Below are 26,491 nucleotides of genomic sequence, written 5' to 3' on the forward strand. Positions count from 1 at the left end.
AAAAGAAGAGGGCGCCGTCGGCGCCCTTTTTTATGCGTTGGAGTAGCGCGCCTTCTCCGGCAGCCAGCGCTCGATCAGCGCCTGGGCATGTTCGGGATAGTGCTGGTGGAGGTGGCGAGCGACGCGTTGCACTTCGGGGATCATCGCCTGGTCGCGCAGCAGGTCTGCCACTTTGAATTCGGCGCTGCCGGTCTGGCGGGTGCCGAGCAGCTCGCCCGGACCGCGGATCTCCAGATCGCGCTGCGCGATGACGAAGCCGTCATTGCTGTCGCGCAGCACCTGCAGGCGCGTTTGCGCGGTTTTGCTCAGCGGCGTTTTGTACAGCAGCACGCAGTGTGAGGCCACCGCACCGCGCCCCACGCGGCCGCGCAGCTGGTGCAGTTGCGCCAGACCCAGCCGCTCCGGGTTCTCGATAATCATCAGGCTGGCGTTCGGCACGTCGACGCCGACTTCGATCACCGTGGTGGCGACCAACAGCTGCAGCTCGCCCTGTTTAAACGCCTGCATCACCGCCTGCTTCTCCTGAGCTTTCATGCGGCCGTGCACCAGCGCCACCTTCAGCTCCGGCAGCGCGGTTTTCAATTCTTCCCAGGTGGCTTCCGCCGCCTGCGCTTCCAGCAGCTCGGACTCTTCGATCAACGTGCACACCCAGTAAGCCTGCCGGCCCTCTTCCAGGCAGGCGCTCTTCACTCGTTGAATGATATCGGCGCGGCGGGTATCGGGAATGGCGACGGTGGTCACCGGCGTGCGGCCCGGCGGCAACTCGTCGATGACCGAGGTATCGAGATCGGCATAGGCGGTCATTGCCAGCGTGCGCGGGATCGGCGTGGCGGTCATGATCAGCTGATGGGCGTGGAAGCCCTGTTCTTCGCCTTTCTCCCACAGCGCCAGCCGCTGATGCACCCCGAAGCGGTGCTGCTCATCGATGATCACCAGTGCCAGGCCGTTGAACTGCACCTGTTCCTGGAAGATGGCGTGGGTGCCGACCACTATCGACACCTGGCCGCTGGCGATGGCTTCCTGCTGCGCGATGCGTGCCTTGCCTTTCTGTTTGCCGGCCAGCCAGCCGACCTCCAGCCCCAGCGGTTCGAACCACTGACGAAAATTGTTGGCGTGCTGCTCGGCCAGCAGCTCGGTTGGCGCCATCAGTGCTACCTGCTTGCCGTGCGCGATGGCGCGCAGCGCCGCCAGCGCCGCCACCAGCGTTTTGCCGGAGCCGACGTCGCCCTGCACCAGCCGCATCATTGGGAAGTCTTTTTGCATATCGGCTTCGATGTCGGCCACCACGCGCGTTTGCGCGCCGGTCGGCGAGAACGGCAGCTGGGCGAGAAAACGGTTTTTCAGCCGATCGTCCGGCAGCAGCGGCTGCGCCCGGTAACTCTGGGCACCGGCGCGCACCGCCAGCATGCTGAGGTTATGCGCCAACAGCTCTTCGAGGATCAGGCGTTTTTGCGCCGGGTGTTTGCCCAGCTCCAGATCCGCCAGCTGGATGTCCGGCGGCGGGCGGTGCAGGGTGTGCAGCGCCTGCGGCAGGCTCATCAGGCCGCCGCTCAGCTCCGGCGGCAGCAGTTCGGCAATGGCGCAGGTATCCAGCAGCTCCAGCGCCTGGTCGGTCAATTTGCGCAGCGTGGCCTGCCGCACCCCCTCGGTGGTGGGGTAGACCGGCGTCAGCGACTCCTGCAGCTCAACCTCGCTGGTTTCGCCCTGAATGCGGTATTCCGGATGGATGATCTCCGCGCCGTGGTTGCCGCGTTTGATCTCGCCGTAGGCGGTCACGCGGCGGCCGGTGGCCAGGCTGTTCTTCATCGCGGCGTTGAAGTTGAAGAACCGCATGGTGAGGATGCCGGTACCGTCGCTGATCTGGCAGGTCAGCATGCGGCGGCGGCCGAAGCTGATGTCGCTGCGCAGCACTTCCCCTTCTACCGTGGCGTAGATGCCCGGCAGCAGATCGTTGATCGGATAGAGGCGGGTGCGGTCTTCGTAGCGCAGCGGCAGGTGCAGCAGCAGGTCCTGAATGGTATCGAGGCCAAGCTTGGCCAATTTGCCCGCCTGGCTGGCGCCAACCCCGGAAAGCGTGGTGAGTGGGACAGCATCCAGCAGGCGGCCTTTCATTTGCGCACCGTCGCCTGCATGGCCGCCCACCATTCGGCGCTGGCGACCACTTGGCCCTGTTCATCGATCTGCGGGCGCGGCAGCCCTTTGCGCTTGGCCACGTTGGCCAACACCGGGTAGCCGCCTTCGAACAGCAGGCGCTGCTGCTCTTCTTCGTCCAGCATGCTGTTATCGCGGCGATACAGGCCGGCGTTTTGCCGTTGGCGCTGCGCCTCATACAGGATCAGCGCGGAGGCTACGGAGACGTTGAGCGATTGCACCATGCCGATCATCGGAATGACGATGTCCTGATCGGCCAGCGCCAGCGCTTCTTCGGTGATGCCGGTTTTTTCCTGGCCGAGCAGCACGCAGGTTGGCCGGGTGTAGTCCACCTCGCGGAAATCGACCGCGCGCGCAGACAGGTTGGTGGCCAGAATTTGCATGCCCTGCGCTTTCAGGTGACCGACCGCGTCGCCGATGGTGCGGTGGGTTTTAACGCTGACCCAGCTGTTGCTGCCGGCGGCGGAGGAAACCAGGGTGCGCATGCGGGTGGTGGGCCACACGGCGTGGACCTGATGCACGCCGACGGCGTCGGCGGTACGGATAATGGCGGAGACGTTATGCGGTTTGTGCACCTGCTCCAGGCAAACCGTCAAATCCGGCTGCCGGGTCGCGAGCATTTCACAAATCCGCGCATAGCGTTCAGGACTCATAAGCGCTAGTTTCGGTTGCGGTTAACTTTGATCACATCCGGCATGATACGGATTTTACGCATAATGTTTGCCAAATGGATGCGATCGCGGGTGGTCAAGCGGATAAAGGCGCTATAAACCCGACCGTCTTTCTCTTCGGTGTTCAGGCTCTGAATATTGGACTCGGCCGCGTTGATCGCCGCCGTCAGGTTGGCCAGCGCGCCCTGGTGGTTAAACATATCCACCTTAATTTCGGCGATGAACTCCTGCTCGGTCTCTTTATCCCACTCGACCGCCATGAACTTCTCAGGCTCTTTCTGATAGCCGCGAATATTGCGGCAGGATTCATGGTGGATCACCAGCCCTTTGCCCGGGCTGACGTGAGCGATAATCGGGTCGCCCGGAATCGGACGGCAGCACTTGGCGAAGGTGATCAACACCCCGTCGGCGCCCTTGATGGCCAGGTTGCGCACGCCGGAGGACGCGCCCAGGCTGGACTGATCGCCCTGCAGGTTCTTCGCCACCACCACGCTCATGGCGTTGCCGAGGCCGATTTCCGCCAGCAGATCGTCCAGCGTCGCCAGCTTCATGCGGTCCAGCTCGTGCTGAATGTTTTCCTGCGGGATTTCGGCCAGCTTGCGGCTGCCACCCAGCGCGTGGTTGAGCAGACGGCGGCCGAGGCCGACGGAGTCGTCGCGCTTGAGATTCTTCAGCATCTGGCGAATTTTGGCGCGCGCTTTCGAGCTGACCACGAAGTTCAGCCAGGCGGCGTTAGGCCGCGCGCCCGGTGCGGTGATGATCTCGACGGTCTGGCCGCTGGTCAGCGACTGCGACAGCGGGTAGGGCTGACGATCGACGCGCGCGCCGACGCAGGCATGGCCTATATCGGTATGCACCGCATAGGCGAAGTCGACCGGCGTGGCGCCGGCGGGCAGCTCGACGATGCGGCCTTCCGGGGTGAAAACGTAAATCTCATCCGGGAACAGATCGGATTTGACGCTCTCGATAAATTCAAACGAGCTGCCGGCGCTTTGCTGCAGCTCCAGCAGGCTTTGCATCCAGCGCTGGGCGCGGATCTGCGCCGTGGTGCCGGTTTCGCCCTGTTCTCTTTCCTTGTAAGCCCAGTGCGCGGCCACCCCCATCTCAGCCATCTGGTCCATGTCTTCGGTGCGGATCTGCACTTCGACCGGCACGCCGTGCGGGCCGATCAGCGAGGTATGCAGCGATTGATAGCCGTTGGCCTTGGGAATGGCGATGTAATCTTTCACCCGCCCCGGACGCGGCTTGTACAGGCTGTGCACCTGGCCGAGCACGCGGTAGCAGGTATCGACCTCTTTGACGATCACCCGGAACGCGTAGATATCCATGATGGAATGGAACCGCTGTTCTTTCAGGTGCATCTTGAGGTAGATGGAATAGAGGTGTTTTTCCCGCCCGCTGACGCGGCAGGCGATGCCGGCTTCCGTCAGCCGCCCTTCGATCTCGGAGAGGATTTTTTGAATCATCTCTTTGCGGTTGCCGCGCGCGGCTTTCACCACTTCCTTGATCACGCGATAACGGTTCGGGTACAGCGCCTCGAAGCCCAGCTCTTCCAGCTCGGTTTTCAGGTGATGAATACCCAGACGGTGGGCGAGCGGGCTGTAGATTTCCAGGGTTTCACGCGCGATGCGCCGGCGTTTGTCGGGGCGCAGCGAACCGAGGGTGCGCATGTTGTGCGTACGGTCGGCCAGCTTGATCAGCACGACGCGGATATCCTGCACCATCGCCATGATCATCTTGCGGAAGTTTTCCGCCTGCGCTTCTTTCTTGTCCTGGAATTTCAGCTTATCGAGCTTGGAGACGCCCTCGACCAGTTCGGCGACGCTCTTGCCGAACAGCTGTTCCATATCCTGATAGGTAGCCGGGGTGTCTTCGATGACGTCGTGCAACAATGCCGCCATCAGCGTCTCGTGGTCGAGACGCATTTCCGCCAGGATGCAGGCCACGGCGACCGGGTGAGTAATGTAGGGCTCACCGCTGGAGCGTGTCTGGCCCTCGTGCGCGTCGCGCGCGACGAGGTATGCCTGTTTGAGGCGCTTAATCTGCTCCTCGGGCAGGTAACGTTGAATCAGCAGATTCAGGCTTTCAAACAGGTACAAGGCGGACTCGCAGTCTAATTAACGACGACCTTCAGCAATCGCGGTAACCGCTTGAATCTCTGCGGCTTCCTGCTCTTGCTGCTCCTGGCGCTCACGCACGTCGAGGATCTGGCTGGTGATCAGGCCTTCTTCGATTTCGCGCAGGGCGATAACGGTGTACTTGTCGTTCTCTTCCGGAACCAGTGCATCTTTGCCGCCGGTCTGGATCTGACGCGCCCGACGAGCAGCGACCAACACCAGGTCAAAACGGTTACCAATTTTCTCTACAGCGTCTTGAACAGTTACGCGTGCCATATTTGTGCTACTCCACAGGTGACGAAAAGACTGGGCATGATACTGAAACTGCCTTCAGTCTGCCAATAGTTTGCTGATTAAAGCGTCATGCCGCAGCAACTGGCGGCCCAAACGCAGGCGTTCGGCGCGAATGATGGTCTTCAGATCGGACAGCGCCAGATCGAAATCATCGTTCACGATCAGGTAATCGTACTCCGCGTAATGCGTCATTTCCGCCACGGCCTGAGCCATGCGCTTGGCGATCACCTCTTCGGAATCCTGCCCGCGCCCGCGCAGGCGGCGGCCCAGTTCTTCCTTCGACGGCGGCAGAATGAAGATGCTGCGCGCCTGCGGCATTTTGGCGCGGATTTGCTGCGCGCCCTGCCAGTCGATATCCAGAAACACGTCTACGCCGGTCGCCAACACTTGTTCGATGGCGGCGCGCGAGGTGCCGTAATAGTTGCCGAACACTTCGGCATGCTCAAGAAACGCGTCCTGCTCGATCATCCGGCGGAATTCGTCTTTCGAGACGAAGAAATAGTGCTCGCCGTGATTTTCACCCGGGCGGCTGTCGCGCGTGGTGTGCGAAACCGAAACCTGCGTGTCGTACAGCGGTTGCGTCTTTAACAAAGCCTGAATCAGACTTGATTTACCTGCGCCACTGGGAGCAGAGACAATATAAAGCGTGCCTTGAGCCATGATGATGTTCGTTGATAACGGTTGATATGCCAATAACAGCGGATGTGTATTTTCTCCGCACAGTATACACGGCTAACGCGCCGGGTGCAGCGTTAGCTCGCATTTTGCCCGCGGCTTTGCGCGGAAAAAGCGGTGAATGCGCGAATTTGCGCGTTGAAGGGCGACATTTCTGCAGTTTTGGCCTCGGCGGCGGCGCGTTGCCGCCCCGACATCAATGATCCGGATGCTGGTAGTTGAACACCGGCAGGCCGAGGCGGAAGCGCAGGGCGATCAGGCGCGCGCTCAGGCCGGCGACCAGCGTGATGATCACCACCAGATTGTGTGGCAGGCTGAGGTGCTGCAGGCCGATATACAGCCAGGCGGCGCTGAAGGAGATGCCGGCGTAGATCTCCTTCTGGAACACCAGCGGGATACGGTTGCAGAACATGTCGCGCAGCACCCCGCCGAAGACGCCGGTGATCACCGCGGCGATGGCGGCGATAATCGCGCTGTGCCCCATATCCAGCGCCACCTGCGCGCCGATGATGGAGAAGACGATCAGGCCGACGGCGTCGAGCACCAGGAACAGGCGGCGCAGATGGCGCATCAGGGGGGCCACCCAGGTGGTGACGATCGCCGCTATCGCGACGATGACGATGTATTCCGGGTGTTTGACCCAGCCCAACGGAAAATGCCCGAGCAGCATATCGCGCACCGACCCGCCGCCGATCGCCGTGACCGAGGCGATGATGATCACGCCGAACATGTCCATTTGGCGGCGGCCGGCCGCCAGCGCGCCGGTCATGGCTTCGGCGGTGATGCCGATGATATAAAGGATGCTCAGTAACATAAGGGGTTCACAGCGTACTTGCGTCAGAATGATGGACGGCAGGGTAATCGCCGCCGAGGGTGCGCGCTACTGAGTTTTTTTCACCGATGGCGTTTCGGATTAATTTAGCTAATCCAAACTGCGTTTTTATTGCCGATAACCAGCCTTTTTTAACATCTGGCTGCTGATAAAAGCATTAGAAATTTCGCGCTGGTTTCCATCGCTGACTATGCTTTTTGCAGCTAATCCTTCAACTGAGAAACCGAGACTGCAGATGAAAAATTCCCCGAAACTGGCCGCCTGCGCCGTGGTGGCTGCCGCCCTGCTGTTGAGCGGCTGCGTGGCGCCAGGTCACCAGACAACGTCCCCCGCCCCGGTTTGCCGCACCGGCGATCCGCTGGTGCAGACAACGCTCTATTTTGGCCTGAATCGTCCGGCGGGGCCGGCGATCACCGCCGCCGAGTGGCAAACCTTCGTCGACAGCCAGGTGACGCCGCGCTTTAAAGACGGGCTGACGGTGTTTGACGCCAAAGGGCAGTGGCTGGGCCACGACGGCAAACTGGCGCGCGAGAACAGCAAGGCGCTGCTGCTGATCCATGCGCCGGGCAAAGAGAGCGAGACAAATATCGAGGCGCTGCGCAGCGGCTATAAGCAGCAGTTTGCGCAGGATTCGGTGATGCGGGTGGATGCGCCGGTGTGCGTGGCGTTTTAAAGCGAACTCCCGGCCCTGCGGCCGGGAATAAGGATTACAGCACCAGGCCGGCGATGGCCGCCGACAGCAGGCTCACCAGCGTCGAGCCATAAACCAGCTTCAGGCCAAAACGGGAAACCACGTTGCCTTGCTGCTCGTTCAGCCCCTTGATGGCGCCGGCGACGATGCCGATGGAGGCGAAGTTGGCGAACGACACCAGGAACACCGACAGAATGCCCAGCCCGCGCGGCGACAGCTCCGCCGCGATCTTCTTCAGCTCAATCATCGCCACGAATTCGTTGGCCACCAGTTTGGTTGCCATGATGCTGCCCGCCTTCAAGGCCTCTTCCGCCGGGATGCCGATCAGCCAGGCCAGCGGATAGAACACGTAGCCGAGGATCTGCTGGAAGCTGATGCCGAGCACCGCCGAGAACAGCGCGTTGACGGCGGAGATCAGCGCGATAAAGCCGATCAGCATCGCCGCGATGATCATCGCAATCTTGAAGCCGGCCAGAATGTACTCGCCCAGCATTTCGAAGAAGCTCTGGTCTTCATGCAGTTTGTTCAGCTTCAGCTCCGGCTCGTCTTCAACCTGATACGGGTTGATGATCGACAGGATGATGAAGGTACTGAACATATTAAGGATCAATGCCGCCACCACGTACTGCGCGTCGATCATCGACATGTAGGCGCCAACGATGGAGAGCGATACCGTCGACATGGCGGTGGCGGCCATGGTGTACATGCGGCGCGGCGAGATATCGCCGATGATGCCTTTATAGGCGATGAAGTTTTCCGACTGCCCCAGCACCAGCGTGCTGACGGCGTTGAACGACTCCAGCTTGCCCATGCCGTTGACCTTGGACAGCAGGGTGCCCACCAGACGGATGATCAGCGGCAGGATGCGGAAATGCTGCAAAATGCCGATCAGGGCGGAAATAAAGATGATAGGGCATAAAACGCCGAGGAAGATGAACGCCAGGCCATCCTTGCTCATGCCGCCGAACACGAACTCCGATCCTTGTGCCGCGTAGGCGAGCAGGGTGTCGAAGAAGCCGGCGACGTGTTTGATCACGCTGAGCCCGCTGGCGGAGTGCAGGAAGAAATAGGCCAGCGCACCTTCGATCACCAGTAGCTGGATGATATAGCGCAGGCGGATTTTCTTGCGATTATTGCTGACCAGCAGCGCCAGGGCGATGATCACCACCAGGGCCATAATAAATTGCAGAATTTGTGGCATAAACGGTCCGTACGGTTCACGGGCAGGAAAAAAACACATTTAGCCACAGCATCGCCGTCCTTTCATTACCTTGCGTGATAATTAGAACAAAATACTTATGGCGTGCGGGATATCTTGCCGAATGTCATCCACACGCGCTGCTCGGCAGTTTTTCATAAGCTTCCCGGTGAGCCGGTTCCCCAGGGGCCTGCCGGCTCGCAACCTGATGCAATCACCGTCACTCGCGTGCAAACGCCTGGAATCTGGCTCGCAATGGGGGATTTTTCCCGGCGCAAAACGTGGTTTTCTCGGCTAAGACGGAGAAACATGCTTGAGCAGGGCGCCGCGACCGGCGCGCATTTTCTCAAGTCAGGAGGCGAACGATGAATACCGGCATGTTGCTCAGGGCGCTGGCCAATGGCGTTAATCCCGACACCGGCGAGCTGTTGAAACCGGCTTCAGCGGCCTGTGCGCCGGAGGCTATCCGCCTGCTGTTCGCGTTGGCCAACGAGTTCGACGGTGAATCCGCACTGCAGAAAAAAGCCCGGCTGACGCCGGAAGAGAAGCGGCAGAAGAATCTGGCCGAGGGCCGGCAGGCCAATGCCTATCTCCTCTGGCCGGAAGAGGAAAAACTGCGGCTGCGCGAGAGTCATGCGGCCGGGGCGACGCTGGAAGCGTTGAGCGATGAGTTTGAGCGCTCAACCTGGAGCATTGCGGTGCAGCTGCAGAAAATGGGGTTGATCGGTGAGGAGCAGGCGGCCGCCTATCGCTGATCTGCAGCCATCAAGCCCGCGTGCCGCGGGCTTGATGGCGTGCGGAGCGGGATCACTCGATGTTCTGGATCTGCTCGCGCATCTGCTCGATCAGCACCTTCAGCTCGATGGCGGAGGCGGTGACGTCGGCATTGATCGACTTGGAGGCCAGGGTGTTCGATTCGCGGTTGAACTCCTGCATCATAAAGTCGAGGCGGCGGCCGACGGCTTCTTTCTTCTTCAGGATGTTGTGCGTCTCTTTCACGTGCGCTTCCAGACGGTCCAGCTCTTCGGCGACGTCGATGCGCTGCGCCATCAGCACCAGCTCCTGCTCCAGGCGGGTGTTTTCCAGCTGCACCTGCGCCTCTTCCAGCTTGCTGACCAGGCGCTCGCGCTGCCATTGCAGGATGTTCGGCATCTGGGCGCGCACTTTGACCACTTCGGCGCTGACGCCGTCGAGGCGCTGTTCGATCAGCGTTTTCAGCGCGGCGCCTTCGCTTTCGCGTGCGACGATAAAGTCATCCAGCGCGCCGTCCAGCGCCTGCATCAGCTCGGCGCTGATGGCGTCCAGATCCTGCTCCTGCGCGGACATGACGCCCGGCCAGCGCAGCACGTCGATCGGGTTGATTTCCCCTTCGTCGCTCTGCATTTTCACCCAGTTGGCGGCTTCGACCAGCTGTTTGGCCAGCTTTTCGTTCAGGATCAGCGAGCTTTGCGCGCTTGGGTCCAGTTCGAAACGCAGGTTGCATTCGACTTTGCCGCGGGTCAGGCGGCCACGGATACGTTCACGGATCACCGGCTCCAGGCTGCGGAATTGTTCCGGCAGGCGGATGTAGGTTTCTAAGTAGCGCTGGTTAACGGAACGCAGCTCCCAGGCTGCGCTGCCCCATTCACCCTTGATTTCACGCCGGGCGTAGGCGGTCATGCTGCGGATCATTGATGCGTACCCGTAATAGGAAAAGATGGGGCGATTATAGCGTCGCGGCTGCGGGCAGGATAGGCATTACGTCACGAAGCCCGTATAATGCGCAGCCAATAGTTGATTTGAAGCCGGAGAGAGCCCATGCGTCCTGCAGGCAGAGCACCACAGCAAGTTCGCCCACTGACACTGACCCGTCACTATACCAAACACGCTGAAGGTTCAGTGCTGGTTGAGTTTGGCGATACCAAAGTCTTGTGCACCGCCACGGTAGAAGAGGGCGTTCCGCGCTTCCTGAAAGGCCAGGGGCAAGGTTGGATCACCGCCGAGTACGGTATGCTGCCGCGCTCCACCCATAGCCGCAATGCCCGTGAAGCCGCCAAAGGCAAGCAGGGCGGCCGCACGCTGGAAATCCAGCGTCTGATCGCCCGCTCGCTGCGCGCCGCGGTGGATCTGAAAAAGCTCGGTGAATTCACCATCACCCTCGACTGCGACGTACTGCAGGCCGACGGCGGTACCCGCACCGCCTCCATCTCCGGCGCCTGCGTGGCGCTGGCCGACGCGCTGAACACGCTGGTGGCCAACGGCAAGCTGAAAGCCAACCCGATGAAGGGCATGGTGGCGGCGGTTTCCGTCGGTATCGTCAATGGCGAAGCGCTGTGCGATCTGGAGTATGTGGAAGATTCCGCCGCGGAAACCGACATGAACGTGGTGATGATGGAAGACGGCCGCATGATTGAAGTGCAAGGCACCGCCGAAGGCGAGCCGTTCAGCCACGATGAGCTGTTGGCGCTATTGGCGCTGGCCCGAGGGGGCATCGAAACCATCTTCCAGGCGCAGAAAGCGGCGCTGGCGGATTGATTTTTTAAGGCGACTGAGAAGTCGCCTTTTTTATGCCCGACGATCGGGCGGCAGTAATGACAAGACCCAAACAGATTCAGACGAGGAGAAGCAGTAATGAAAGCCTATCAGCGCCAGTTTATCGAGTTCGCGCTTAACAAGCAGGTATTGAAGTTCGGCGAGTTCACCCTGAAATCCGGCCGCACCAGCCCGTATTTCTTCAATGCCGGCCTGTTTAATACCGGGCGCGATCTTGCGCTGTTGGGGCGCTTCTACGCCGAAGCCCTGATGGATTCCGGCATCGATTTCGACCTGCTGTTTGGCCCGGCTTATAAAGGCATTCCTATCGCCACCACCACGGCGGTGGCGCTGGCGGAACACCATGAGCGCGACGTGCCTTACTGCTTTAACCGCAAGGAAGCCAAAACCCATGGCGAAGGTGGTTCGCTGGTGGGCAGCCCGCTGCAGGGGCGCGTGATGCTGGTGGACGATGTGATCACCGCCGGCACCGCGATCCGCGAGTCGATGGAAATCATCGGCGCCAGCGGCGCTTCGCTGGCGGGTGTGCTGATCTCCCTCGACCGTCAGGAACGCGGCCGCGCGGATATCTCCGCCATTCAGGAAGTGGAACGCGACTATCACTGCAAGGTGATTTCGATCGTGACGCTGAAAGACCTGATTGCCTACCTGGAAGAGAAACCGGAGATGGCGGACCACCTGGCGGCGGTGCGCACTTACCGCGAGCAGTATGGCGTCTAAATAACAACGCCGGGCATGCCCGGCGTTTTCGTTATTGCAGCTGTGCCGCTAATAGCGGCCAGCGGGCGTCGAATTCCTGCGTGGGGCGATAGCGGAATTCCGAACGCACATAGCGCGACAACATACCTTCGCAGAAGGCCAGCAGTTGGCTGGCCAGCAGCGTTTCATCGACGATAAAGCCTTTGCCTTCGCGCAATTTGCGCTCTTTCAGCACCTGGCGCAGCTGCGCCTCGATGCGCTCGAACAGCTGGTTGATGCGGCCCTGCAGGCGATCCTGTTCAAACATCAGCGCGTGGCCGGTCATGATGCGCGTCAGCCCTGGGTTGCGTTCCGCAAAGCCCAGAATCAGCAGCAAAATCAGGCGCAGACGATTAAACGTCTCTTTCTCGTCCTGCAAGATCAGATTGATACGGGTGATCAGGCTGTCTTCAATAAACTCGATCAGACTGTCGAACATCCGTGTCTTGCTGGGGAAATGCCGGTACAGCGCAGCTTCAGAAACACCCACGTTCGCGGCGAGCTTGGCGGTGGTGATGCGTTGGCTGCCGTCGCTGGACTCCAGCATCTGGGCTAACGCCTGCAATATTTCCTCGCGCCGATTCCTTTTCGTCTTTTCTTTTTCTGCCATGTCTGATTAGACCCTTGCTAAAACTTAACTGACGGAAACCCGCGCACCGGCCGCTGCAGAGCAGGCTCTGTGCGGCTTATGTGATAGCTTTTTTACGATGCTGGGGTCAGCGGCCTTAACGGCCTTTTTCCGCGCTGCCTGGTGTGCGCTGCAATTGTCGCGGTAAAACCTTGCCGCAGAGACATCCTTCTCCCCGGAAAGGCAAGGTTCAGGCGACGCGGCCATCGTACATTGGGTAGCGCTTAGTGGCGCCCCGAGTGGCCGAAGCCGCCTTCGCCGCGTTCGCTGCTGTCGAACTCTTCCACCAGGTTGAATTCGGCCTGCACCACCGGCACGAAGACCATCTGCGCGATGCGTTCGCCCGGCTCGATGGTGAAGTGCTTCTGGCCGCGGTTCCACACGGACACCATCAGCTGGCCCTGGTAATCGGAGTCGATCAGGCCGACCAGGTTGCCCAGCACGACGCCGTGCTTATGGCCCAGGCCCGAGCGCGGCAGGATCACCGCCGCCAGGCTAGCGTCGGCGATGTGGATCGCGAGGCCGGTAGGCAGCAGCGTGGTTTCACCCGGCGCCAGCTCCACCGCGCTGTCCAGGCAGGCGCGCAGGTCGAGACCGGCAGAGCCCGGAGTAGCGTAGGTCGGTAGCGGGAAATCCTGACCGATGCGTGGGTCGAGGATCTTAACGTCGATTTTTTTCATCATAACGGCTGACTATCTCGTCTATTAAACGTTGGCCAAGGAGTGCCTTGTCGCTCAGCGCCAGGCGTTTCTCTCCATCCTGCCAAAAAAGGTGCAGGGCATTGGTGTCGCTGTTGAACCCGTGCTCTGCAAGCGATACATCGTTAGCGCAAATTAAATCCAGCTTCTTACGCGCCAGTTTTTGCCGCGCGTATTCTTCCACATTCTGGGTTTCGGCGGCAAACCCCACGACAAAGGGGCGATTTTTGGTCATCGCCGCCACGCCGGCGACGATATCGGGGTTTTTTACCATCTTGAGGACGATTTCATCACCCTGTTTTTTTATTTTTTCATCGGCGATCCGCTCGGGGCGATAGTCGGCCACGGCGGCGCAGGAGATGAAAATCTGCTGCTGCGCGGCGCGTTGCTGCACCGCCTGCTCCATCTCCAGTGCGCTGGTGACGTCGACTCGGGTGACTGATGGCGGCGTCGGCAAATTGACCGGCCCGGCGATCAGCGTCACCTGCGCGCCGCGAGCGGCGGCGGCGCGGGCAATGGCGAAGCCCATTTTGCCTGAGCTGTGATTGCTGATGAAACGTACCGGATCCAGCGCTTCACGCGTCGGGCCGGCGGTGATCATAACCTGCAAATGTTGCAGATCCTGCGTGACAGAGAAATGGCCGTTCGCCAGTTCGACGATGTCCAGCGGATCCAGCATGCGGCCCGGGCCGACGTCGCCGCAGGCCTGGCTGCCGCTGTCCGGCCCCCAGAGCAGCATGCCGCGTGCCTGCAGTGTTTGCAGGTTGGCCTGCGTGGCGGCGGCGCGATACATCTGCTGGTTCATGGCGGGCGCGGCGGCGATAGGTGCGTCGGTCGCCAGGCAGACGGTGGTCAGCAGATCGTTGGCCATGCCGGCGGCGACGCGCGCCAGCAGATCGGCGGTCGCCGGCGCCAGAATCACCAGGTCCGCCCATTTGCCGAGTTCGATGTGGCCCATGGCGGCTTCGGCGGCGGGATCCAACAGATCGTCGGACACCGGATAGCCGGAAACGGCCTGCAGCGTCAGCGGCGTAATGAACGCCTTGGCGGCGTGGGTCATCACCACGCGCACTTCTGCGCCTCTGTCGCGCAGGCGGCGCACCAGCTCTGGGCATTTGTAGGCGGCGATGCCGCCGCTGATGCCAAGCACAATATGTTTGCCGGAAAGTCCCGTCATCATCATTGTCCGATTGAAAGCCGAAAGATGCGCCATTTTAGCATATCCGCCGTTCAGGTGAGCGATTCCGCAATGGCTGCAGGGCGTTACATTGTGCTTTGCGAAACACTTCGCAATGTTATCAAACACCTGTCGAACGCGCCGGGTGGCACATGGCATGCTGTAGCCCTTTCAGGGAGGAACACGATGAGCAACCCGATTGTGGCGTGCTGGCCGGGCGCGTTGGCGCCGCGTGAAAAGCTGCTGATGCAAGGAGCGGCGTCGCTGTCCGACGCAGAGCTGTTGGCCATTTTCTTGCGCACCGGATTGCCCGGCGTGCATGTGATGCAGTTGGCGGAACAACTGCTGCGCCGATTCGGCTCGCTTTATCACCTGATGTCGGCCGATCATCAGGCTTTTTGTAGCCAAAAAGGCCTGGGCGACGCCAGCTATACCCAACTGCAGGCGATTGCCGAACTGGCGCTGCGCTTCTTTTCCAGCCACTTGTCGCAGGAAAATGCCATGCTCAACCCGCGCGTCACCCAGCATTACCTGCAAAGTCTGCTGGCGCATCGCGAGCGAGAGGTCTTTTTGGTATTGTTTTTAGACAATCAGCACCGGGTTATTCGCCATCAGGAGATGTTTGCTGGTACCATCAGCAGCGTCGTCGTCTACCCGAGAGAAATTGTGCGTGAAGCGCTGAAGGCTAATGCAGCCGCGCTGATTCTCGCGCATAATCACCCCTCGGGTAAGGCTGAACCCAGTCACGCCGACCGTTTGATAACCGAGCAAGTGGTGAAAGCCTGCCAGTTATTGGAGATCCGAGTGCTTGATCATTTGGTGATCGGTCGGGGTGAATGCGTCTCTTTTGCCGAGCGCGGATGGCTTTAAGCGATTTTTTCGCGATCCTTGTGGGATCTTTAGCTGTTCGGGACTTGAGCACTTACGCTTCAGAGCGTATACTACGCCACCTTTGAGAATCTTGGGTTTGGCGCAAGAGCCTATCTCAGCAGGTTTCTGACCTGATGTGTGGTTTCTACCTGATGACGAGAGTCTCCTCAGTATGAAGTTTGCTGAGATGGGCTCTAAAAGCCTGACGAGGCGGCCATACCCTATACGAAGCTCGAGCTGATTTGATTTTTGGAGAATAGACATGTCCCGAGTCTGCCAAGTTACTGGCAAGCGCCCGGTGAGCGGTAACAACCGTTCCCACGCAATGAACGCGACCAAACGCCGTTTTCTGCCTAACCTGCACTCACACCGTTTTTGGGTTGAGGCTGAGAAGCGCTTTGTAACTCTGCGTGTATCTGCTAAAGGTATGCGTGTTATCGATAAGAAGGGTATTGAGACGGTTCTGGCCGATCTGCGTGCCCGTGGTGAGAAGTATTAAGGAACTGAATCATGGCTAAAGGTGTTCGCGAGAAGATCAAGCTGGTTTCTTCTGCTGGTACTGGTCACTTCTATACCACCACGAAGAACAAGCGTACTAAGCCGGAAAAATTGGAACTGAAGAAATTCGATCCAGTTGTCCGTCAGCACGTAGTATACAAAGAAGCTAAAATTAAATAATTTTAGTGGATTAATGAAAAACCCGGCCTTGGCCGGGTTTTTTGTTTTATAAAGGGTAGAAAACGTCGGAGGGGAAGCCAGATGCCTGAATTACCGGAAGTTGAGACGAGCAGACGCGGTATAGAGCCTTATCTTGTCGGCCACAGCATTCAGTATGCGGTGGTGCGCAACGCGCGCCTGCGCTGGCCGGTTTCCGAGCAGATCCTGACGCTGAGCGATCAGCCGGTGCTCAGCGTGCAGCGTCGGGCCAAATACCTGCTGATCGAACTGCAGCGCGGTTGGATTATCGTGCATCTGGGCATGTCGGGCAGCCTGCGCATGCTGCGCGAGGAAAACGAAGACGAGGCAGGCAAACATGACCACGTTGATCTGGTGATCAATAACGGCATGATCCTGCGCTATACCGATCCGCGCCGTTTCGGCGCCTGGCTGTGGTGCGAAGATTTGGCGACCAGCAGCGTGTTGGCTCACCTGGGGCCGGAACCGCTGAGCGAAGCGTTCAACGGCGACTACCTGTATGAAAAATCACGCAATAAGCGCACGTTAATCAAACCGTGGCTGATGGATAACAAGCTGGTGGTCGGGGTCGGTAACATTTACGCCAGCGAATCGCTGTTCAGCGCCGGGATCCTGCCCGATCGTCCGGCGGGATCCTTGAGCAAAGCCGAAGCGGCATTGTTGGCGCAGACCATCAAGGCGGTGTTGCAACGTTCCATCGAGCAGGGCGGCACGACATTGCGCGACTTTTTGCAGTCGGACGGCAAACCGGGGTATTTCGCGCAGGAGTTGCAGGTTTACGGGCGGGCGGGAGAACCGTGCCGCGCATGCGGCACGCCGATTGAATCCGCCAAACATGGGCAGCGCAGCACCTTCTTTTGCCGCCGCTGCCAGCGCTGAGCATCACTCGGCGGCGAGCTTGGCCATCAGCGCCTGGGTGACCACATCGGGCAGGAAAGGCGCGATATCGCCGCCGTGGCGGGCGACCTCCTTCACCAGTGAGGAGGAGATGAACGACCACTCTTCGGAAGGCATCAGAAATACGCTTTCCAGCGTTGGCATCAAGTGACGGTTCATGTTCGCCAGCTGCAATTCGTATTCAAAGTCAGACACTGCACGCAGCCCGCGCACCAGGATATTGGCGTTCTGGTGGGCGGCGAAGTGCGCCATCAGTTCACTGAAGCCCAGCACTTCCACATTGTCCAGATGCGAGGTGACCTGCGTCGCCAACGCCACGCGTTCATCCAGGCTGAACAGCGGTTTTTTGCTCGGGCTGGCGGCGATGGCCAGAATCACGTGATCGAACATCAGTGACGCGCGCGTCACTAAATCCAGGTGGCCGTTGGTCATGGGATCGAAGGTCCCGGGATAGATGGCTTTGCTGGTCATGATTCACTTCTCTGAGTAGTTGCGGCCCAATGCCCATAATGCGGCATATTTATTGAAGGTATATTGCGCGTTGACCACCGCTAACAGCAACCCCTGTTTACCGTCCAGGAAGCCGGCGCGCAGCAGCCAGGTTTTGACGAAGGCGCCGAGCGTGTGGGTCAGGATAGACAGGTAGCCGCAGCGCTTGCCGGCCCGGTGGCGCTGGGTGGCCCACTCTTCGGCGTAGCGCAGCTGTTTACGCTGGAAGGCGAAGAAATCGCGGCAGGTCAGGTGCAGCATATCGCCGCTGAGGGGGATGACTTTAGCGTCGCCGATGTTCAGCGATTCGTGCACCAGATCGTCGTTATAGCGATAGCGTTGGTTGGCGTACAGGCGGTTGACGCGGTCGGGATACCAGCCGCTGTGGCGCATGAAGCGGCCAAGGAACAGATTGCGCCGCGCGCAGCTGTAGACGGCGCCGTCGTCCGGCGCGTTCAACACCTGTTCGATAGATTGCCGCAGCTCGGGCGTGACGCGTTCGTCGGCGTCGATCATCAAAACGTAGTCATGGCTGGCGTAGCTTTGCGCCAGCTGACGCTGCTTGCCAAACCCTTGCCAGTCGGTGTGCGTGAAGACTTTGGCACCCAGGCTTTCGGCGACGGTGACGCTGTCGTCTTCGCTGCCGGAGTCCAGCACAATGATTTCATCGGCCCACTCGACCGAGCGCAGACAGTCCGGCAACAGCCCGGCTTCGTTTTTGGCGATCATCACCACCGACAGGCTTTTGCGGCTGCTCATTCAGTGACTCCGGGGCGGCAGGTGCGGTTCCAGCAGCTGCAGCAGGCGCTGCAACGCTCCCTGATTCTGATACAACACTTCCACCGCATGGCGGCCGTAGTAGCGGCGGTAGTCTTCGTCGGTCAGCAGGGTTTCCACTTCCTTCACCAGCGAATCGACATCGGTCACGGTGATCAGGCCTTCAGCCTGCGAAAGCTTGGCGCAAATGTCTTTAAAGTTGAAGGTGTGCGGACCCATCAGCACCGGGATGGCGTGCGCGGCAGCTTCCAGCGGGTTGTGCCCGCCACGTTCCACCAGGCTGCCGCCGACAAAGGCCAGATCGGCGATGCCGTACAGCAGCATCAGCTCGCCCATGGTATCGCCGATCACCACCTGAGTGCTGCCGGATGGGATTTCGCCGCTGCTGCGCAGGGTGTAGCTGAAGCCGGCTTTCTGCACCAGCTCTTTGGCGGTCGGGAAGCGTTCCGGGTGACGCGGCACCAGGATCAGCAGCAGGTCGGGGTGTTTTTCCAGCAGTTTGCGATGCGCTTCCAGCAGGATGGTTTCTTCACCCTCATGGGTGCTGGTGGCGATCCACACCGGGCGGCGCGGCGCCCATTGGCGGCGCAGCGTAACGGCGCGGGCGGCCAGCTCCGGGGTGACGGAGATATCGAATTTCAGGCTGCCGGTGACGGCCAACTGAGAGCGTTTCAGGCCCAGTTCGATAAACCGATCGCCGTCTTCCTGGTTCTGTGCGGCGATCAGCGTAATGCGGCGCAGCATATCGCGCATGAACCCGCCAATTTTCTTATAGCCAGCGGCGGAGCGTGCCGACAGACGCGCATTGGCGATCACCAGGGGGATCTGCCGCTGATGCAGCGCGTTGATCAGGTTAGGCCATAGCTCGGTTTCCATAATGATCACCAGCTTGGGATTCACCTGGTCGAGGAAGCGGTTCATGGAACCGGGCAGATCGTAGGGCAGATAGACATGATGCACGTCTTTGCCGAAAGCGGACTGGACGCGTTCTGAACCTGTTGGGGTCATTGTGGTCACAGTTATCGGCAAAGCGGGGTAACGGTGGCGCAGTGCCCGCACCAGCGGGATGGCCGCCAGCGTTTCGCCGACGGAGACGGAATGCAGCATGATGCCGCCTGGCACGACTTTCCCGGCGCAGAAGCCATAGCGTTCCGCCCAGCGTTTACGGTAGGCTGGAGCTTTGCGGCTGCGCAGCAGTAAGCGGAGCCAGATCAGGGGTTGGATGAGGTAGAGTAGTACCTGATATAAACGCAGCAACATTCTATCAATTTCATTTATATGGGTTATTCGGAATAGTACCATAACTGGAAGGGAAAGGCGCTAATTTGGTAACCTTGGGTGTCAGTTTCAGACAACCGGCGAGCGATTTCGCCGATAGGCTCGGAATGAAGAATATTTTAATTATTCGCCGCGATAACATCGGCGATCTTGTTTGCACCACACCTCTGATCGAAGGGGTGAAAATTGCCTATCCAGACGCTAAAGTTTATCTGCTGATCAATAAAGTCAGCCAGGACGTTGTTAAAAACAACCCTCATCTCGAGAAAGTTTTTGTCTATAAAAAGGCCAAGCATAAGGCGAAAAATGAAACGACGTTGGGCGTTTATTTCGAACGTCTGATGATCTTCCTGAAGCTGCGCAAAATAAAGTTCGATGCGGTCATTCTGGCCAACCCGGTACCTTGCAAATACAGCCTGCGTTTAGCGAAAATGGCCGGCGCAACCCATATTATCGGCGCCGATTTGGGCACGAAAGATATTGATCGCCCGTTTCGCAAGGACGATTTCCGCGGCCAACATCAGGTCGAACACACTTATAGCTACTTATCGGCGATAACCGATCAATCCATTCCAATCCCTCCGGTGCGGGTGTTTCTGACGCCGGAAGAGCGGCAGCTGGCGGCGCAGCGGCTGCAGGAACGTCTGCCGCCGGTCGAACGAGTCTGCGCCGTGCATATCAGCAGCCGCAGCCCGAAAAGGCGCTGGCCGGTTGAGCGCTATGCCGAAATCATCAACCGTCTGACTGCCGATCCCCACACCGGCGTGCTGATTTTCTGGTCGCCGCAGGGCACGCTGGCACCGGACGACATCGGTGACCAGCAGCGCGCAGAACAGCTGTTGGCGCTGTGCCAAAACGAACGCGTCGCGCTTTATCCGACGGCCTCGGTGCGTGAGCTGTTGGGCGGGTTTGATTTATGCGATCGGGTGTTGTGCAGCGATGGCGGGCAGATGCATCTTGCCGCTGCGTTGAATAAAAAAATGGTCGTGTTCTTTGGCGATACAAATAAGGAACAATGGCATCCGTGGATGAATGATTATCATATTTTACAAAGCGAATCCGGAGACTGTGTAGATGTTTCTGTTGAAGATGTCTGGGGCTGCATAAAATATAACAATGCCTGACCGTCATTTACCCGCCGCCATCATTATGGCGGTGGGTAATGTAATAGACGTCACTCCGCCAACGATAAATATTTATCGAGAATCTTTTCGTAATCGAATTTACTGTACATCTCTGCTGTGATTTGCGGCGGCGTTTGCCATGCCAGACGCATTTTTTCCGCCAGCGCCTGTTCGTTCATTTCCGCCAGATAAGGCTGCAATGCTCCCGACATGATTTCGGCCACGCCGCCCGGACAGGCGGTGCTGACGATCGGCGTATGGCAAATCAGCGCTTCGATCAAGACGGTTGGCAAACCTTCGCTGTCAGAGCTGAGCGCGACCATTTTGGCGCCTTTGATCGCCGGCAGCGGATTGGCGTGGAACCCCGCGAGCACGACTTTGTCCTGCAAGTTAAGGGCCGTAATTTTTTCCTGAATAGCGTGGGTAACGGCGGCCTCTCCCTGGCCTATCAACACCAGCTTTGCGGGCAGGTCAGCCAGTGCAAACGCCGCCAGCAGCCGATCGTGGCGTTTTACCTGATGGAAACGGCCGACGTGCAGGATGTAATCTTCGCCGGCGAAGGGGTTTTCCTGCGCGGCGCGATTTTCTATTTCTTTGATATTAAAAGGGTTGTAAATGGTGATGAGCTTTTCAGGGCGAATCCCGCTCTGCTCGATCAGGTCGGTGCCGATGGCTTCGGAAACGGTGATGACCTTGCGATTTCTGTAGACCTTCTGCACTTTTTTCTGCTTTAACCAGCGACTGAACCCTGTTTTGTTGCCAAGGTAAGTGCGGGAGAACATGCCGTGGACGCAGTACCAGACATTGCACTCTCTCAGCACGCGGGAGCGAACGACAATACGGTCGGTTTTGTGCAGATGGGAAATCACCAGTGCGGGTTTGCCAAACTCGGCGAATAAGCCAGGCAGCAAACGGTCCATCGAGGCGGCGCGGCGCGACAATTCATGGGTTTTGCGAAACGGTCCGCTGTTGGTGTCATGATCGACAATATAGTTCACCCCGGCAGGGATCTCATAGTCGAGACGATCACTGAGCGACAGCAATGTGACCGCGCAGTCTCGCTGCTGCAAGCCCTTGGCCAGCGTCAGAGTGACGTTTTCCGCACCGCCGCCCGGCAGGCCGTCGATAATCAGCAAGATGTGTTTTTTCATGGTTTCAACAACTTTTGATATAGGCTGAACAACTGCTGGGAAAGATGTTCGGCGTCGTGCGGCAAAATGGTGGCACGCGCGGCTGCCCCCATCTGTGAACCCAGCGCCTGGCGCGGCAGCGCACGGATAGCTTCCGTGATGGCCGGCACGTCGAGCGCATCGGTGACGAAGCCGTTTTCGCCAGGGGTGATAAATTCGGCGCCACCGCAGGTGGTGCTGGTGACAACCGGCAGGCCGCATGACATCGCTTCCAAAATCACGTTGGGGAACGGATCGTACAGCGTCGGCAGCAGCAGCGCGTCCGCCGCCTGGTAGAACGGCAAGGTCTGCTTCTGCACGCCCATAAAGTGAATGCGATCGCTGCAGCCCAGCGACTGCGCCAACGCACGGTAGCGTTTTTCGGCCTTGTCTTTGCCGACCACCAAGAGATGGCTGTCGGTCGCCGCCACGGCGCGGATGGCGGCGGCCAGCCCTTTACGCTCGAAGCCGGAGCCGACGAAGATCAGGCAGTGCGCCTGTTGCGGGATCTGATATTGCTCGCGCAGGCCGCGGCGCAGAGCCTCGTCGGCGGGTGGGAATTTCTGATTGTCGATGGCGTTATAGATCACCGTGATTTTGTCGGCGGGCACGCCAAAGTCGGCGATGATCTCCTGCTTGATCATCTCGGCGTTGCAGATGACGGCTTTCAGCTCCGGCGCAGCGTACATGGCGCGTTCGGCGCACATCACGTAGCGGTGATAGCGGTTTGAAAACAGCCATTTACGCCGCCATTCCGGCAGCAGACGCGCGCGTTGCAGCAGCCAGCGGCGATGTACGCCGTCGCCGGCGCGGTAGATGTCGCAGCCGGGAATGCGTTCATGGCTTTGCACCAGATCGAAGCGCTCTTTCTGCCACAGCGCCCTGGCCGCCACGGCGAACCCCCGCTCGCGGCTGATGCGGCCAAGCTTTAACGGGTTGCACAGGTGGATGTGCCAGTTGGGATTGGCGTCACCCTGCCATTCGCGAGTGATGACGTTCAGATCGAGATCCTGTTGCTCCAGCGCCTCCAGGGCGCGGGAAACGAAACGTTCGGCTCCGCCGTCCGGGCGGTATTTTTGGCGAACGATCGCCAAACGAAATGCTTTCATGCCAGCGTGCTCCGCGCGGCTGCAATCACCGCGTCTGTAGGAATAAGGTCGAGATACCGTTCGTCGGTGCCGGTATCGATGGCGTCCGGATCGGGCAGTTCACCGAAGTCACCGGCCCAGATCACGGCGCCGGTAGCCTGCCATGGCCGCCAGAAGGTCAGCTTGGAAGGGCCGAACAGCGCCACGCATGGCGTTTGCAGCGCGGCGGCCATGTGCATCGGCACCGAATCCACGCCGATAAACAGTTTGGCGTGATCGATCAGGGCGGCCAATTGGCGCAGCGTCAGTTGCCCGGCCAACGAGATCACGCCCTGCGGCGGGCTGAGCGCCAAAATGCGCTCCACCATGGCTTTTTCTCTGGCGTCGGGGCCGGAGGTGATCACCAACTGGTGGCCGTCCGCCTGCAAGGCGGTGAGGGTGGCGGCCATTTTCTCTTCGCTCCAGCATTTGAAGAACCAGCGCGACGTGGGCTGCACCACAATATAACCGCCGGCGACGCCCTGTTTCTGCAACAGTTGCTCACAAGCCTGCCAATCCTTTGGATCATAACTCATGGTCACACGTTCATTGAGCGCGGGCAGGTTCAGCGGCGCCAGCAATGAGAGATTCTGTTCGACGGTATGCAGTCGGGCGTGATTGTCTACCGGCACCAGCTGCGTGTGACAGTGGCGCCACACAAAGCCGCGGCGTTTGGGAAAATCGAAGCCCAGACGGATGCGCGCGCCGGTCAGGCGCGTGAGGATGGCGCTGCGCCACTGATCGGCCAGGTTGACCACCAGATCGTAGCGCTGCGCCTTCAGGCGGCGCAGCAGCGCCAGTTCGTGCCCCAGGTGCGCGCGGGTGCCCTGTTTTTTCCATTGGCGATCGATGGCGAACAGGGTCGACAGCTCCGGATTACTGGCCAGCATCTCCCGCGTTTCCTGATACAGCAGCACATCGATCTGCGCCTGCGGGTAGTTTTGCCGCAGGCTGCTGATGACCGGCGTGACCAGCAGCATATCGCCGTGGTGGCGCAGTTTTATGATCAGAATACGCTGTACGGATGGGGCGGAAGTTAGGGCTGGCGCGTCGTTCATCATGAGTCGCTTTCTGGGAAACCAATCTTTGATTCTAAATGACCCGATCGCATGTGGCTACTGTTGCACGGTTTTCTTGCCGGGCGGCAAAAAAATCGCCGGGTCGGGGACGAATGCGTCTCAACGTTGTCCAAACCAGGCAGCAAAGTCGTTTGCCCTGGCGAAACGGCCTGCGTAACATAGTGCATTCTGTTGATATCAGGCTCGATATTCATGACTAAACCGGCGTTTCTCATCACCATTGATACCGAAGGCGATAATCTGTGGCAAAACCACGATCGCATCGCGACCGAAAACACGCGTTTCTTGCCGCGCTTTCAGGCGCTGTGCGAAAAATACGCCTTCAAACCGGTTTATCTCACCAACTATGAAATGGCGATGGACCCGGCTTACGTCGAGTTCGCGCGCGACGTGATCGCCCGCAACGCCGGCGAGGTGGGGATGCACCTGCACGCCTGGAACAGCCCGCCGCTGACGCCGCTGACCGACGATGACTGGCGCCACAAACCTTATTTGATCGAGTATCCCGCCGATCAGATACGCGCCAAGGTCGATCACATGACCAAGCTGCTGGAAGATGCTTTCCAGACAAAAATGCTCAGCCATCGCGCCGGTCGCTGGGCGTTCAACGAATATTATGCCTCGCTGCTGCTGGAATACGGCTATCAGGTGGACTGTTCGGTCACGCCGCGGGTCAACTGGCAGTTTTCGCCGGGCAATCCGCAGGGCAACGGCGGCACCGATTACAGCCGCTTCCCGTCGCAGGCCTATTTCATCGATCCGCAGAACATCGCCAAACCGGGCGCGTCGTCGCTGCTGGAAGTGCCGATGAGCATTCAGTACAAGCACTCGGCGCTGATGAATGCGTTCAAGCAGGGTTATGACCGGCTGCGCGGCAAGCGGCGCTCTCCATCCGTCAACTGGCTGCGCCCGAGCGGCGACAATCTGATGCAAATGAAAAAAGTGGCGGAGATGTCCTTGGCCCAAGGGCACGACTACGTCGAGTTTATGCTGCATTCTTCAGAATTTATGCCTGGCGGCAGCCCGACGTTTAAAACGGAACAGGACATAGAAAGACTCTATGCCGAGCTGGAACAACTGTTTGACTGGCTGCAGGGCATGACGGTCGGCAAAACCCTGGCGGAATATTATTTGGACAAAGTCAGTACGCGATGAGAGAAAAGAAAAAATTTAAGATTGGGCTGTGTGATTTTTTTCTCAGCCTGTTTTTCCGCCAGGCAAAAAGCACGCCAGAGAAAAAAAATGCTCTGGCCACGATGACGTTCGACAGCATCCTGGTCTATTCCACTACGGCGTTGGGCGACTACATGTTCAATTCGCCGGCGCTGCGCGCTATTCGTCTGCGTTATCCGCAGGCGCACATTACGCTGGTCGCACATCCCAAATATCAAAACTTGCTGACACAGCGCGATTTCTACGATGACGTACTGTTCTGGACCAATAAAGTCAGCGATATGTCGGCGTTGGTGAAGCAGGCGAAACGCCATAAGCCGCAGTTGGCCATTTTATTGCATTCTCATCTGCCTTATGACATCACCAGTGCCGCCATGGCCGGCTGCCAATATATCGTGCGCGACAATTACGCCAAGCCGGTGGGTAAAATGGCCCGTTGGTTGACCTATGGGTTGGATGATTACGACGAGCACGTCATCGCGCGCAAAATGAAGCTGGTGGCGGCATTAGGGTGTGCGACCGACAATGTCGATATGGCGTTGCCATGCCGTTACGAGGTGCAACCTAAGCCGGAAGGAACGGTGCGCGTGGGGTTCCAGCTTGGCGCTTCGACGTTGATACGCTGTTGGCCGCCGGAATATTACGCCGCTCTTGCACAGCGTTTATTGGCTGCGAACGAACGCATTGAAATCGTGTTGATTGGCTCGCCGCAGGAAACGCCTTTGGCTGAGGCGCTGATGAAACATCTTGATGCGGCGTTTGCCGGCAAAATCGTCAGTTTCGTGGGAAAAACCACGTTGCCGCAGCTATTGGGGGTGATTGCCTCGATGGATCTGCTGGTGACAGGCGATACCGGCCCCTTCCACCTGGCTATCTCGCTGCATGTGCCGACCCTGAGCCTGTTCGTGACCGAAGATCCGCGCCGCAGCGGCCCCTATCAGGACCGCGAGCTGCATCAGAATATTTATCTACCGTTGAGCGATCCGCGCGTCACCGACCAGGAAGCGCCTCTGCGGGCTATCGCTGTCGATGATGTTTACCTGCGCGTGATGGCGATGCTTGCGGCGTAAGGATAAACCAAGAGCGTGCATGCACGCTCTTTGATCTTTGCCGCTTTATTCCGCGTAGCCGCGCGGGTTGCTGTGCTGCCAGCGCCAGGCGTCCTGCATCATGTCTTCCAATCCGCGACGTGCTTTCCAGCCCAGTTTTTCTGCGGCTAACGAAGCGTCCGACCAGCATTCGGCAATGTCGCCAGGGCGGCGCGGCGCAATGTGGTAGGCGATTTTCCGGCCGCAGGCCCGTTCAAAGGCGTGCAGCATTTGCAGCACGGAGTAACCGACGCCGGTGCCCAGGTTGTAAACCGCCACGCCCTGAGAATCGCGGATGTGTTCCAGCGCCTGCAGGTGGCCT

28 protein-coding genes and 1 pseudogene are annotated in these 26,491 nt (G+C 59.2%); 11 read left to right on the forward strand and 18 right to left on the reverse strand.

Annotated features, from left to right (window positions below; all coding sequences use genetic code 11):
- Positions 1-30 precede the first annotated feature (30 nt).
- From recG to AC6BYQ_RS22660, 6 genes are all read right to left on the reverse strand, one after another.
- Positions 31-2,112 (reverse strand): ATP-dependent DNA helicase RecG, encoded by a 2,082-nt coding sequence (gene recG / locus AC6BYQ_RS22635; RefSeq protein WP_498057564.1) that lies wholly within the window; start codon positions 2,110-2,112, stop codon positions 31-33.
- Positions 2,109-2,804 (reverse strand): tRNA (guanosine(18)-2'-O)-methyltransferase TrmH, encoded by a 696-nt coding sequence (gene trmH, locus AC6BYQ_RS22640; protein ID WP_004931227.1) that lies wholly within the window; start codon positions 2,802-2,804, stop codon positions 2,109-2,111. The genes recG and trmH overlap by 4 nt, the downstream gene beginning before the upstream one ends.
- Positions 2,805-2,809: 5 nt before the next feature.
- On the reverse strand, positions 2,810-4,921 hold the full coding sequence (spoT, locus tag AC6BYQ_RS22645; protein ID WP_019452189.1) for a bifunctional GTP diphosphokinase/guanosine-3',5'-bis pyrophosphate 3'-pyrophosphohydrolase: 2,112 nt from the start codon (positions 4,919-4,921) through the stop codon (positions 2,810-2,812).
- 18 nt (positions 4,922-4,939) lie between these two features.
- Complete coding sequence (rpoZ, locus tag AC6BYQ_RS22650; RefSeq protein ID WP_004931221.1) at positions 4,940-5,215, reverse strand: DNA-directed RNA polymerase subunit omega; 276 nt, start codon at positions 5,213-5,215, stop codon at positions 4,940-4,942.
- A gap of 54 nt (positions 5,216-5,269) precedes the next feature.
- Positions 5,270-5,893 (reverse strand): guanylate kinase, encoded by a 624-nt coding sequence (gmk, locus tag AC6BYQ_RS22655; RefSeq protein WP_004931218.1) that lies wholly within the window; start codon positions 5,891-5,893, stop codon positions 5,270-5,272.
- A 211-nt stretch (positions 5,894-6,104) separates the two neighbouring features.
- The gene (locus AC6BYQ_RS22660; RefSeq protein WP_019452191.1) at positions 6,105-6,722 is read right to left on the reverse strand and encodes a trimeric intracellular cation channel family protein; all 618 of its coding nucleotides are present in this window, start codon (positions 6,720-6,722) and stop codon (positions 6,105-6,107) included.
- 253 nt (positions 6,723-6,975) lie between these two features.
- Here AC6BYQ_RS22660 and AC6BYQ_RS22665 point away from each other — a divergent pair, with 253 nt between their 5' ends.
- Positions 6,976-7,413, forward strand: a complete 438-nt coding sequence (locus tag AC6BYQ_RS22665; RefSeq protein WP_063918310.1) for a DUF3574 domain-containing protein — start codon at positions 6,976-6,978, stop codon at positions 7,411-7,413.
- 34 nt (positions 7,414-7,447) lie between these two features.
- Here the strand turns inward: AC6BYQ_RS22665 and AC6BYQ_RS22670 are convergent, their stop codons facing one another.
- Complete coding sequence (locus AC6BYQ_RS22670) at positions 7,448-8,632, reverse strand: NupC/NupG family nucleoside CNT transporter (protein WP_004931212.1); 1,185 nt, start codon at positions 8,630-8,632, stop codon at positions 7,448-7,450.
- Between the two features lie 362 nt (positions 8,633-8,994).
- Here AC6BYQ_RS22670 and AC6BYQ_RS22675 point away from each other — a divergent pair, with 362 nt between their 5' ends.
- Complete coding sequence (locus tag AC6BYQ_RS22675) at positions 8,995-9,384, forward strand: hypothetical protein (protein WP_498057565.1); 390 nt, start codon at positions 8,995-8,997, stop codon at positions 9,382-9,384.
- A 52-nt stretch (positions 9,385-9,436) separates the two neighbouring features.
- On the opposite strand, the gene AC6BYQ_RS22680 is transcribed toward AC6BYQ_RS22675, so the two are convergent.
- On the reverse strand, positions 9,437-10,300 hold the full coding sequence (locus AC6BYQ_RS22680; protein ID WP_015379441.1) for a YicC/YloC family endoribonuclease: 864 nt from the start codon (positions 10,298-10,300) through the stop codon (positions 9,437-9,439).
- Positions 10,301-10,426: 126 nt separating this feature from the next.
- Here AC6BYQ_RS22680 and rph point away from each other — a divergent pair, with 126 nt between their 5' ends.
- On the forward strand, positions 10,427-11,143 hold the full coding sequence (rph, locus tag AC6BYQ_RS22685) for a ribonuclease PH (protein ID WP_025160305.1): 717 nt from the start codon (positions 10,427-10,429) through the stop codon (positions 11,141-11,143).
- 96 nt (positions 11,144-11,239) lie between these two features.
- Complete coding sequence (gene pyrE, locus AC6BYQ_RS22690) at positions 11,240-11,881, forward strand: orotate phosphoribosyltransferase (protein WP_063918312.1); 642 nt, start codon at positions 11,240-11,242, stop codon at positions 11,879-11,881.
- 31 nt (positions 11,882-11,912) lie between these two features.
- On the opposite strand, the gene slmA is transcribed toward pyrE, so the two are convergent.
- The 3 genes from slmA to coaBC all read right to left on the reverse strand — a co-directional run bounded on the left by slmA (position 11,913) and on the right by coaBC (position 14,405).
- On the reverse strand, positions 11,913-12,509 hold the full coding sequence (gene slmA, locus AC6BYQ_RS22695) for a nucleoid occlusion factor SlmA (protein ID WP_004931203.1): 597 nt from the start codon (positions 12,507-12,509) through the stop codon (positions 11,913-11,915).
- Positions 12,510-12,751: 242 nt separating this feature from the next.
- A complete protein-coding gene (gene dut, locus AC6BYQ_RS22700; RefSeq protein WP_015379440.1) occupies positions 12,752-13,210 on the reverse strand; it encodes a dUTP diphosphatase in 459 nt (152 codons plus the stop codon).
- Positions 13,188-14,405, reverse strand: coding sequence for a bifunctional phosphopantothenoylcysteine decarboxylase/phosphopantothenate--cysteine ligase CoaBC (coaBC, locus tag AC6BYQ_RS22705; protein ID WP_043129414.1), 1,218 nt, complete (start codon positions 14,403-14,405; stop codon positions 13,188-13,190). The genes dut and coaBC overlap by 23 nt, the downstream gene beginning before the upstream one ends.
- Before the next feature lie 183 nt (positions 14,406-14,588).
- Here coaBC and radC point away from each other — a divergent pair, with 183 nt between their 5' ends.
- The 4 genes from radC (at position 14,589) to mutM (ending at position 16,847) form a co-directional block, all read left to right on the forward strand.
- A complete protein-coding gene (gene radC, locus AC6BYQ_RS22710) occupies positions 14,589-15,272 on the forward strand; it encodes a RadC family protein (RefSeq protein WP_004931197.1) in 684 nt (227 codons plus the stop codon).
- 262 nt (positions 15,273-15,534) lie between these two features.
- Entirely contained in the window at positions 15,535-15,771 is a 237-nt protein-coding gene (gene rpmB, locus AC6BYQ_RS22715; RefSeq protein WP_004931195.1) for a 50S ribosomal protein L28, read from the forward strand.
- 11 nt (positions 15,772-15,782) lie between these two features.
- Positions 15,783-15,950, forward strand: a complete 168-nt coding sequence (gene rpmG / locus AC6BYQ_RS22720) for a 50S ribosomal protein L33 (protein WP_002442576.1) — start codon at positions 15,783-15,785, stop codon at positions 15,948-15,950.
- A gap of 81 nt (positions 15,951-16,031) precedes the next feature.
- Positions 16,032-16,847, forward strand: coding sequence for a bifunctional DNA-formamidopyrimidine glycosylase/DNA-(apurinic or apyrimidinic site) lyase (gene mutM, locus AC6BYQ_RS22725; protein WP_025160307.1), 816 nt, complete (start codon positions 16,032-16,034; stop codon positions 16,845-16,847).
- A 3-nt stretch (positions 16,848-16,850) separates the two neighbouring features.
- On the opposite strand, the gene coaD is transcribed toward mutM, so the two are convergent.
- Genes coaD through waaA form a run of 3 tightly spaced genes read right to left on the reverse strand, consistent with a single transcriptional unit; the run spans position 16,851 to position 19,391 of the window.
- Positions 16,851-17,336, reverse strand: coding sequence for a pantetheine-phosphate adenylyltransferase (gene coaD / locus AC6BYQ_RS22730; protein WP_004931181.1), 486 nt, complete (start codon positions 17,334-17,336; stop codon positions 16,851-16,853).
- 3 nt (positions 17,337-17,339) lie between these two features.
- Positions 17,340-18,113 carry a glycosyltransferase family 2 protein gene (locus AC6BYQ_RS22735; protein ID WP_019452199.1) on the reverse strand — a complete coding sequence of 258 codons (774 nt, stop codon included), beginning with the start codon at positions 18,111-18,113 and terminating at the stop codon, positions 17,340-17,342.
- Positions 18,114-19,391: a lipid IV(A) 3-deoxy-D-manno-octulosonic acid transferase gene (gene waaA, locus AC6BYQ_RS22740; protein WP_019452200.1), complete on the reverse strand. Its 1,278-nt coding sequence runs from the start codon at positions 19,389-19,391 to the stop codon at positions 18,114-18,116.
- 125 nt (positions 19,392-19,516) lie between these two features.
- On the opposite strand from waaA, the gene AC6BYQ_RS22745 reads away from it, so the two are divergent.
- Positions 19,517-20,533, forward strand: coding sequence for a glycosyltransferase family 9 protein (locus AC6BYQ_RS22745; RefSeq protein ID WP_498057566.1), 1,017 nt, complete (start codon positions 19,517-19,519; stop codon positions 20,531-20,533).
- A gap of 50 nt (positions 20,534-20,583) precedes the next feature.
- Here AC6BYQ_RS22745 and AC6BYQ_RS22750 read toward each other — a convergent pair whose 3' ends face one another.
- From AC6BYQ_RS22750 to rfaQ, 3 genes are read right to left on the reverse strand one after another with little or no spacing between them, the layout of a single operon-like run.
- Positions 20,584-21,684 (reverse strand): glycosyltransferase, encoded by a 1,101-nt coding sequence (locus AC6BYQ_RS22750; protein WP_498057567.1) that lies wholly within the window; start codon positions 21,682-21,684, stop codon positions 20,584-20,586.
- Entirely contained in the window at positions 21,681-22,811 is a 1,131-nt protein-coding gene (locus AC6BYQ_RS22755; RefSeq protein WP_498057568.1) for a glycosyltransferase family 4 protein, read from the reverse strand. The genes AC6BYQ_RS22750 and AC6BYQ_RS22755 overlap by 4 nt, the downstream gene beginning before the upstream one ends.
- Positions 22,808-23,890, reverse strand: coding sequence for a putative lipopolysaccharide heptosyltransferase III (gene rfaQ / locus AC6BYQ_RS22760; RefSeq protein WP_074053600.1), 1,083 nt, complete (start codon positions 23,888-23,890; stop codon positions 22,808-22,810). Before rfaQ ends, AC6BYQ_RS22755 begins: the two co-directional genes overlap by 4 nt.
- A 210-nt stretch (positions 23,891-24,100) precedes the next feature.
- On the opposite strand from rfaQ, the gene AC6BYQ_RS22765 reads away from it, so the two are divergent.
- Positions 24,101-25,063, forward strand: coding sequence for a polysaccharide deacetylase family protein (locus tag AC6BYQ_RS22765; protein WP_498057569.1), 963 nt, complete (start codon positions 24,101-24,103; stop codon positions 25,061-25,063).
- A gap of 101 nt (positions 25,064-25,164) precedes the next feature.
- Entirely contained in the window at positions 25,165-26,151 is a 987-nt protein-coding gene (locus tag AC6BYQ_RS22770; protein WP_175565662.1) for a glycosyltransferase family 9 protein, read from the forward strand.
- Between the two features lie 45 nt (positions 26,152-26,196).
- Here AC6BYQ_RS22770 and AC6BYQ_RS22775 read toward each other — a convergent pair.
- A pseudogene (locus AC6BYQ_RS22775) lies at positions 26,197-26,491 on the reverse strand (UDP-glucose 4-epimerase GalE); the annotation flags it as partial.

It is taken from the genome of Serratia sp. LTN-2, assembly GCF_059740205.1.

Excerpts from the sequence above, each read along its gene's own strand:
- recG (WP_498057564.1), bottom strand. The coding sequence starts at position 2,112 with ATGAAAGGCCGCCTGCTGGATGCTGTCCCACTCACCACGCTTTCCGGG.
- trmH (WP_004931227.1), bottom strand. The coding sequence starts at position 2,804 with ATGAGTCCTGAACGCTATGCGCGGATTTGTGAAATGCTCGCGACCCGG.
- rpoZ (WP_004931221.1), bottom strand. The coding sequence starts at position 5,215 with ATGGCACGCGTAACTGTTCAAGACGCTGTAGAGAAAATTGGTAACCGT.
- gmk (WP_004931218.1), bottom strand. The coding sequence starts at position 5,893 with ATGGCTCAAGGCACGCTTTATATTGTCTCTGCTCCCAGTGGCGCAGGT.
- AC6BYQ_RS22660 (WP_019452191.1), bottom strand. The coding sequence starts at position 6,722 with ATGTTACTGAGCATCCTTTATATCATCGGCATCACCGCCGAAGCCATG.
- AC6BYQ_RS22665 (WP_063918310.1), top strand. The coding sequence starts at position 6,976 with ATGAAAAATTCCCCGAAACTGGCCGCCTGCGCCGTGGTGGCTGCCGCC.
- AC6BYQ_RS22670 (WP_004931212.1), bottom strand. The coding sequence starts at position 8,632 with ATGCCACAAATTCTGCAATTTATTATGGCCCTGGTGGTGATCATCGCC.
- AC6BYQ_RS22675 (WP_498057565.1), top strand. The coding sequence starts at position 8,995 with ATGAATACCGGCATGTTGCTCAGGGCGCTGGCCAATGGCGTTAATCCC.
- AC6BYQ_RS22680 (WP_015379441.1), bottom strand. The coding sequence starts at position 10,300 with ATGATCCGCAGCATGACCGCCTACGCCCGGCGTGAAATCAAGGGTGAA.
- rph (WP_025160305.1), top strand. The coding sequence starts at position 10,427 with ATGCGTCCTGCAGGCAGAGCACCACAGCAAGTTCGCCCACTGACACTG.
- pyrE (WP_063918312.1), top strand. The coding sequence starts at position 11,240 with ATGAAAGCCTATCAGCGCCAGTTTATCGAGTTCGCGCTTAACAAGCAG.
- slmA (WP_004931203.1), bottom strand. The coding sequence starts at position 12,509 with ATGGCAGAAAAAGAAAAGACGAAAAGGAATCGGCGCGAGGAAATATTG.
- dut (WP_015379440.1), bottom strand. The coding sequence starts at position 13,210 with ATGATGAAAAAAATCGACGTTAAGATCCTCGACCCACGCATCGGTCAG.
- coaBC (WP_043129414.1), bottom strand. The coding sequence starts at position 14,405 with ATGATGACGGGACTTTCCGGCAAACATATTGTGCTTGGCATCAGCGGC.
- radC (WP_004931197.1), top strand. The coding sequence starts at position 14,589 with ATGAGCAACCCGATTGTGGCGTGCTGGCCGGGCGCGTTGGCGCCGCGT.
- rpmB (WP_004931195.1), top strand. The coding sequence starts at position 15,535 with ATGTCCCGAGTCTGCCAAGTTACTGGCAAGCGCCCGGTGAGCGGTAAC.
- rpmG (WP_002442576.1), top strand. The coding sequence starts at position 15,783 with ATGGCTAAAGGTGTTCGCGAGAAGATCAAGCTGGTTTCTTCTGCTGGT.
- mutM (WP_025160307.1), top strand. The coding sequence starts at position 16,032 with ATGCCTGAATTACCGGAAGTTGAGACGAGCAGACGCGGTATAGAGCCT.
- coaD (WP_004931181.1), bottom strand. The coding sequence starts at position 17,336 with ATGACCAGCAAAGCCATCTATCCCGGGACCTTCGATCCCATGACCAAC.
- AC6BYQ_RS22735 (WP_019452199.1), bottom strand. The coding sequence starts at position 18,113 with ATGAGCAGCCGCAAAAGCCTGTCGGTGGTGATGATCGCCAAAAACGAA.
- waaA (WP_019452200.1), bottom strand. The coding sequence starts at position 19,391 with ATGTTGCTGCGTTTATATCAGGTACTACTCTACCTCATCCAACCCCTG.
- AC6BYQ_RS22745 (WP_498057566.1), top strand. The coding sequence starts at position 19,517 with ATGAAGAATATTTTAATTATTCGCCGCGATAACATCGGCGATCTTGTT.
- AC6BYQ_RS22750 (WP_498057567.1), bottom strand. The coding sequence starts at position 21,684 with ATGAAAAAACACATCTTGCTGATTATCGACGGCCTGCCGGGCGGCGGT.
- AC6BYQ_RS22755 (WP_498057568.1), bottom strand. The coding sequence starts at position 22,811 with ATGAAAGCATTTCGTTTGGCGATCGTTCGCCAAAAATACCGCCCGGAC.
- rfaQ (WP_074053600.1), bottom strand. The coding sequence starts at position 23,890 with ATGATGAACGACGCGCCAGCCCTAACTTCCGCCCCATCCGTACAGCGT.
- AC6BYQ_RS22765 (WP_498057569.1), top strand. The coding sequence starts at position 24,101 with ATGACTAAACCGGCGTTTCTCATCACCATTGATACCGAAGGCGATAAT.
- AC6BYQ_RS22770 (WP_175565662.1), top strand. The coding sequence starts at position 25,165 with ATGACGTTCGACAGCATCCTGGTCTATTCCACTACGGCGTTGGGCGAC.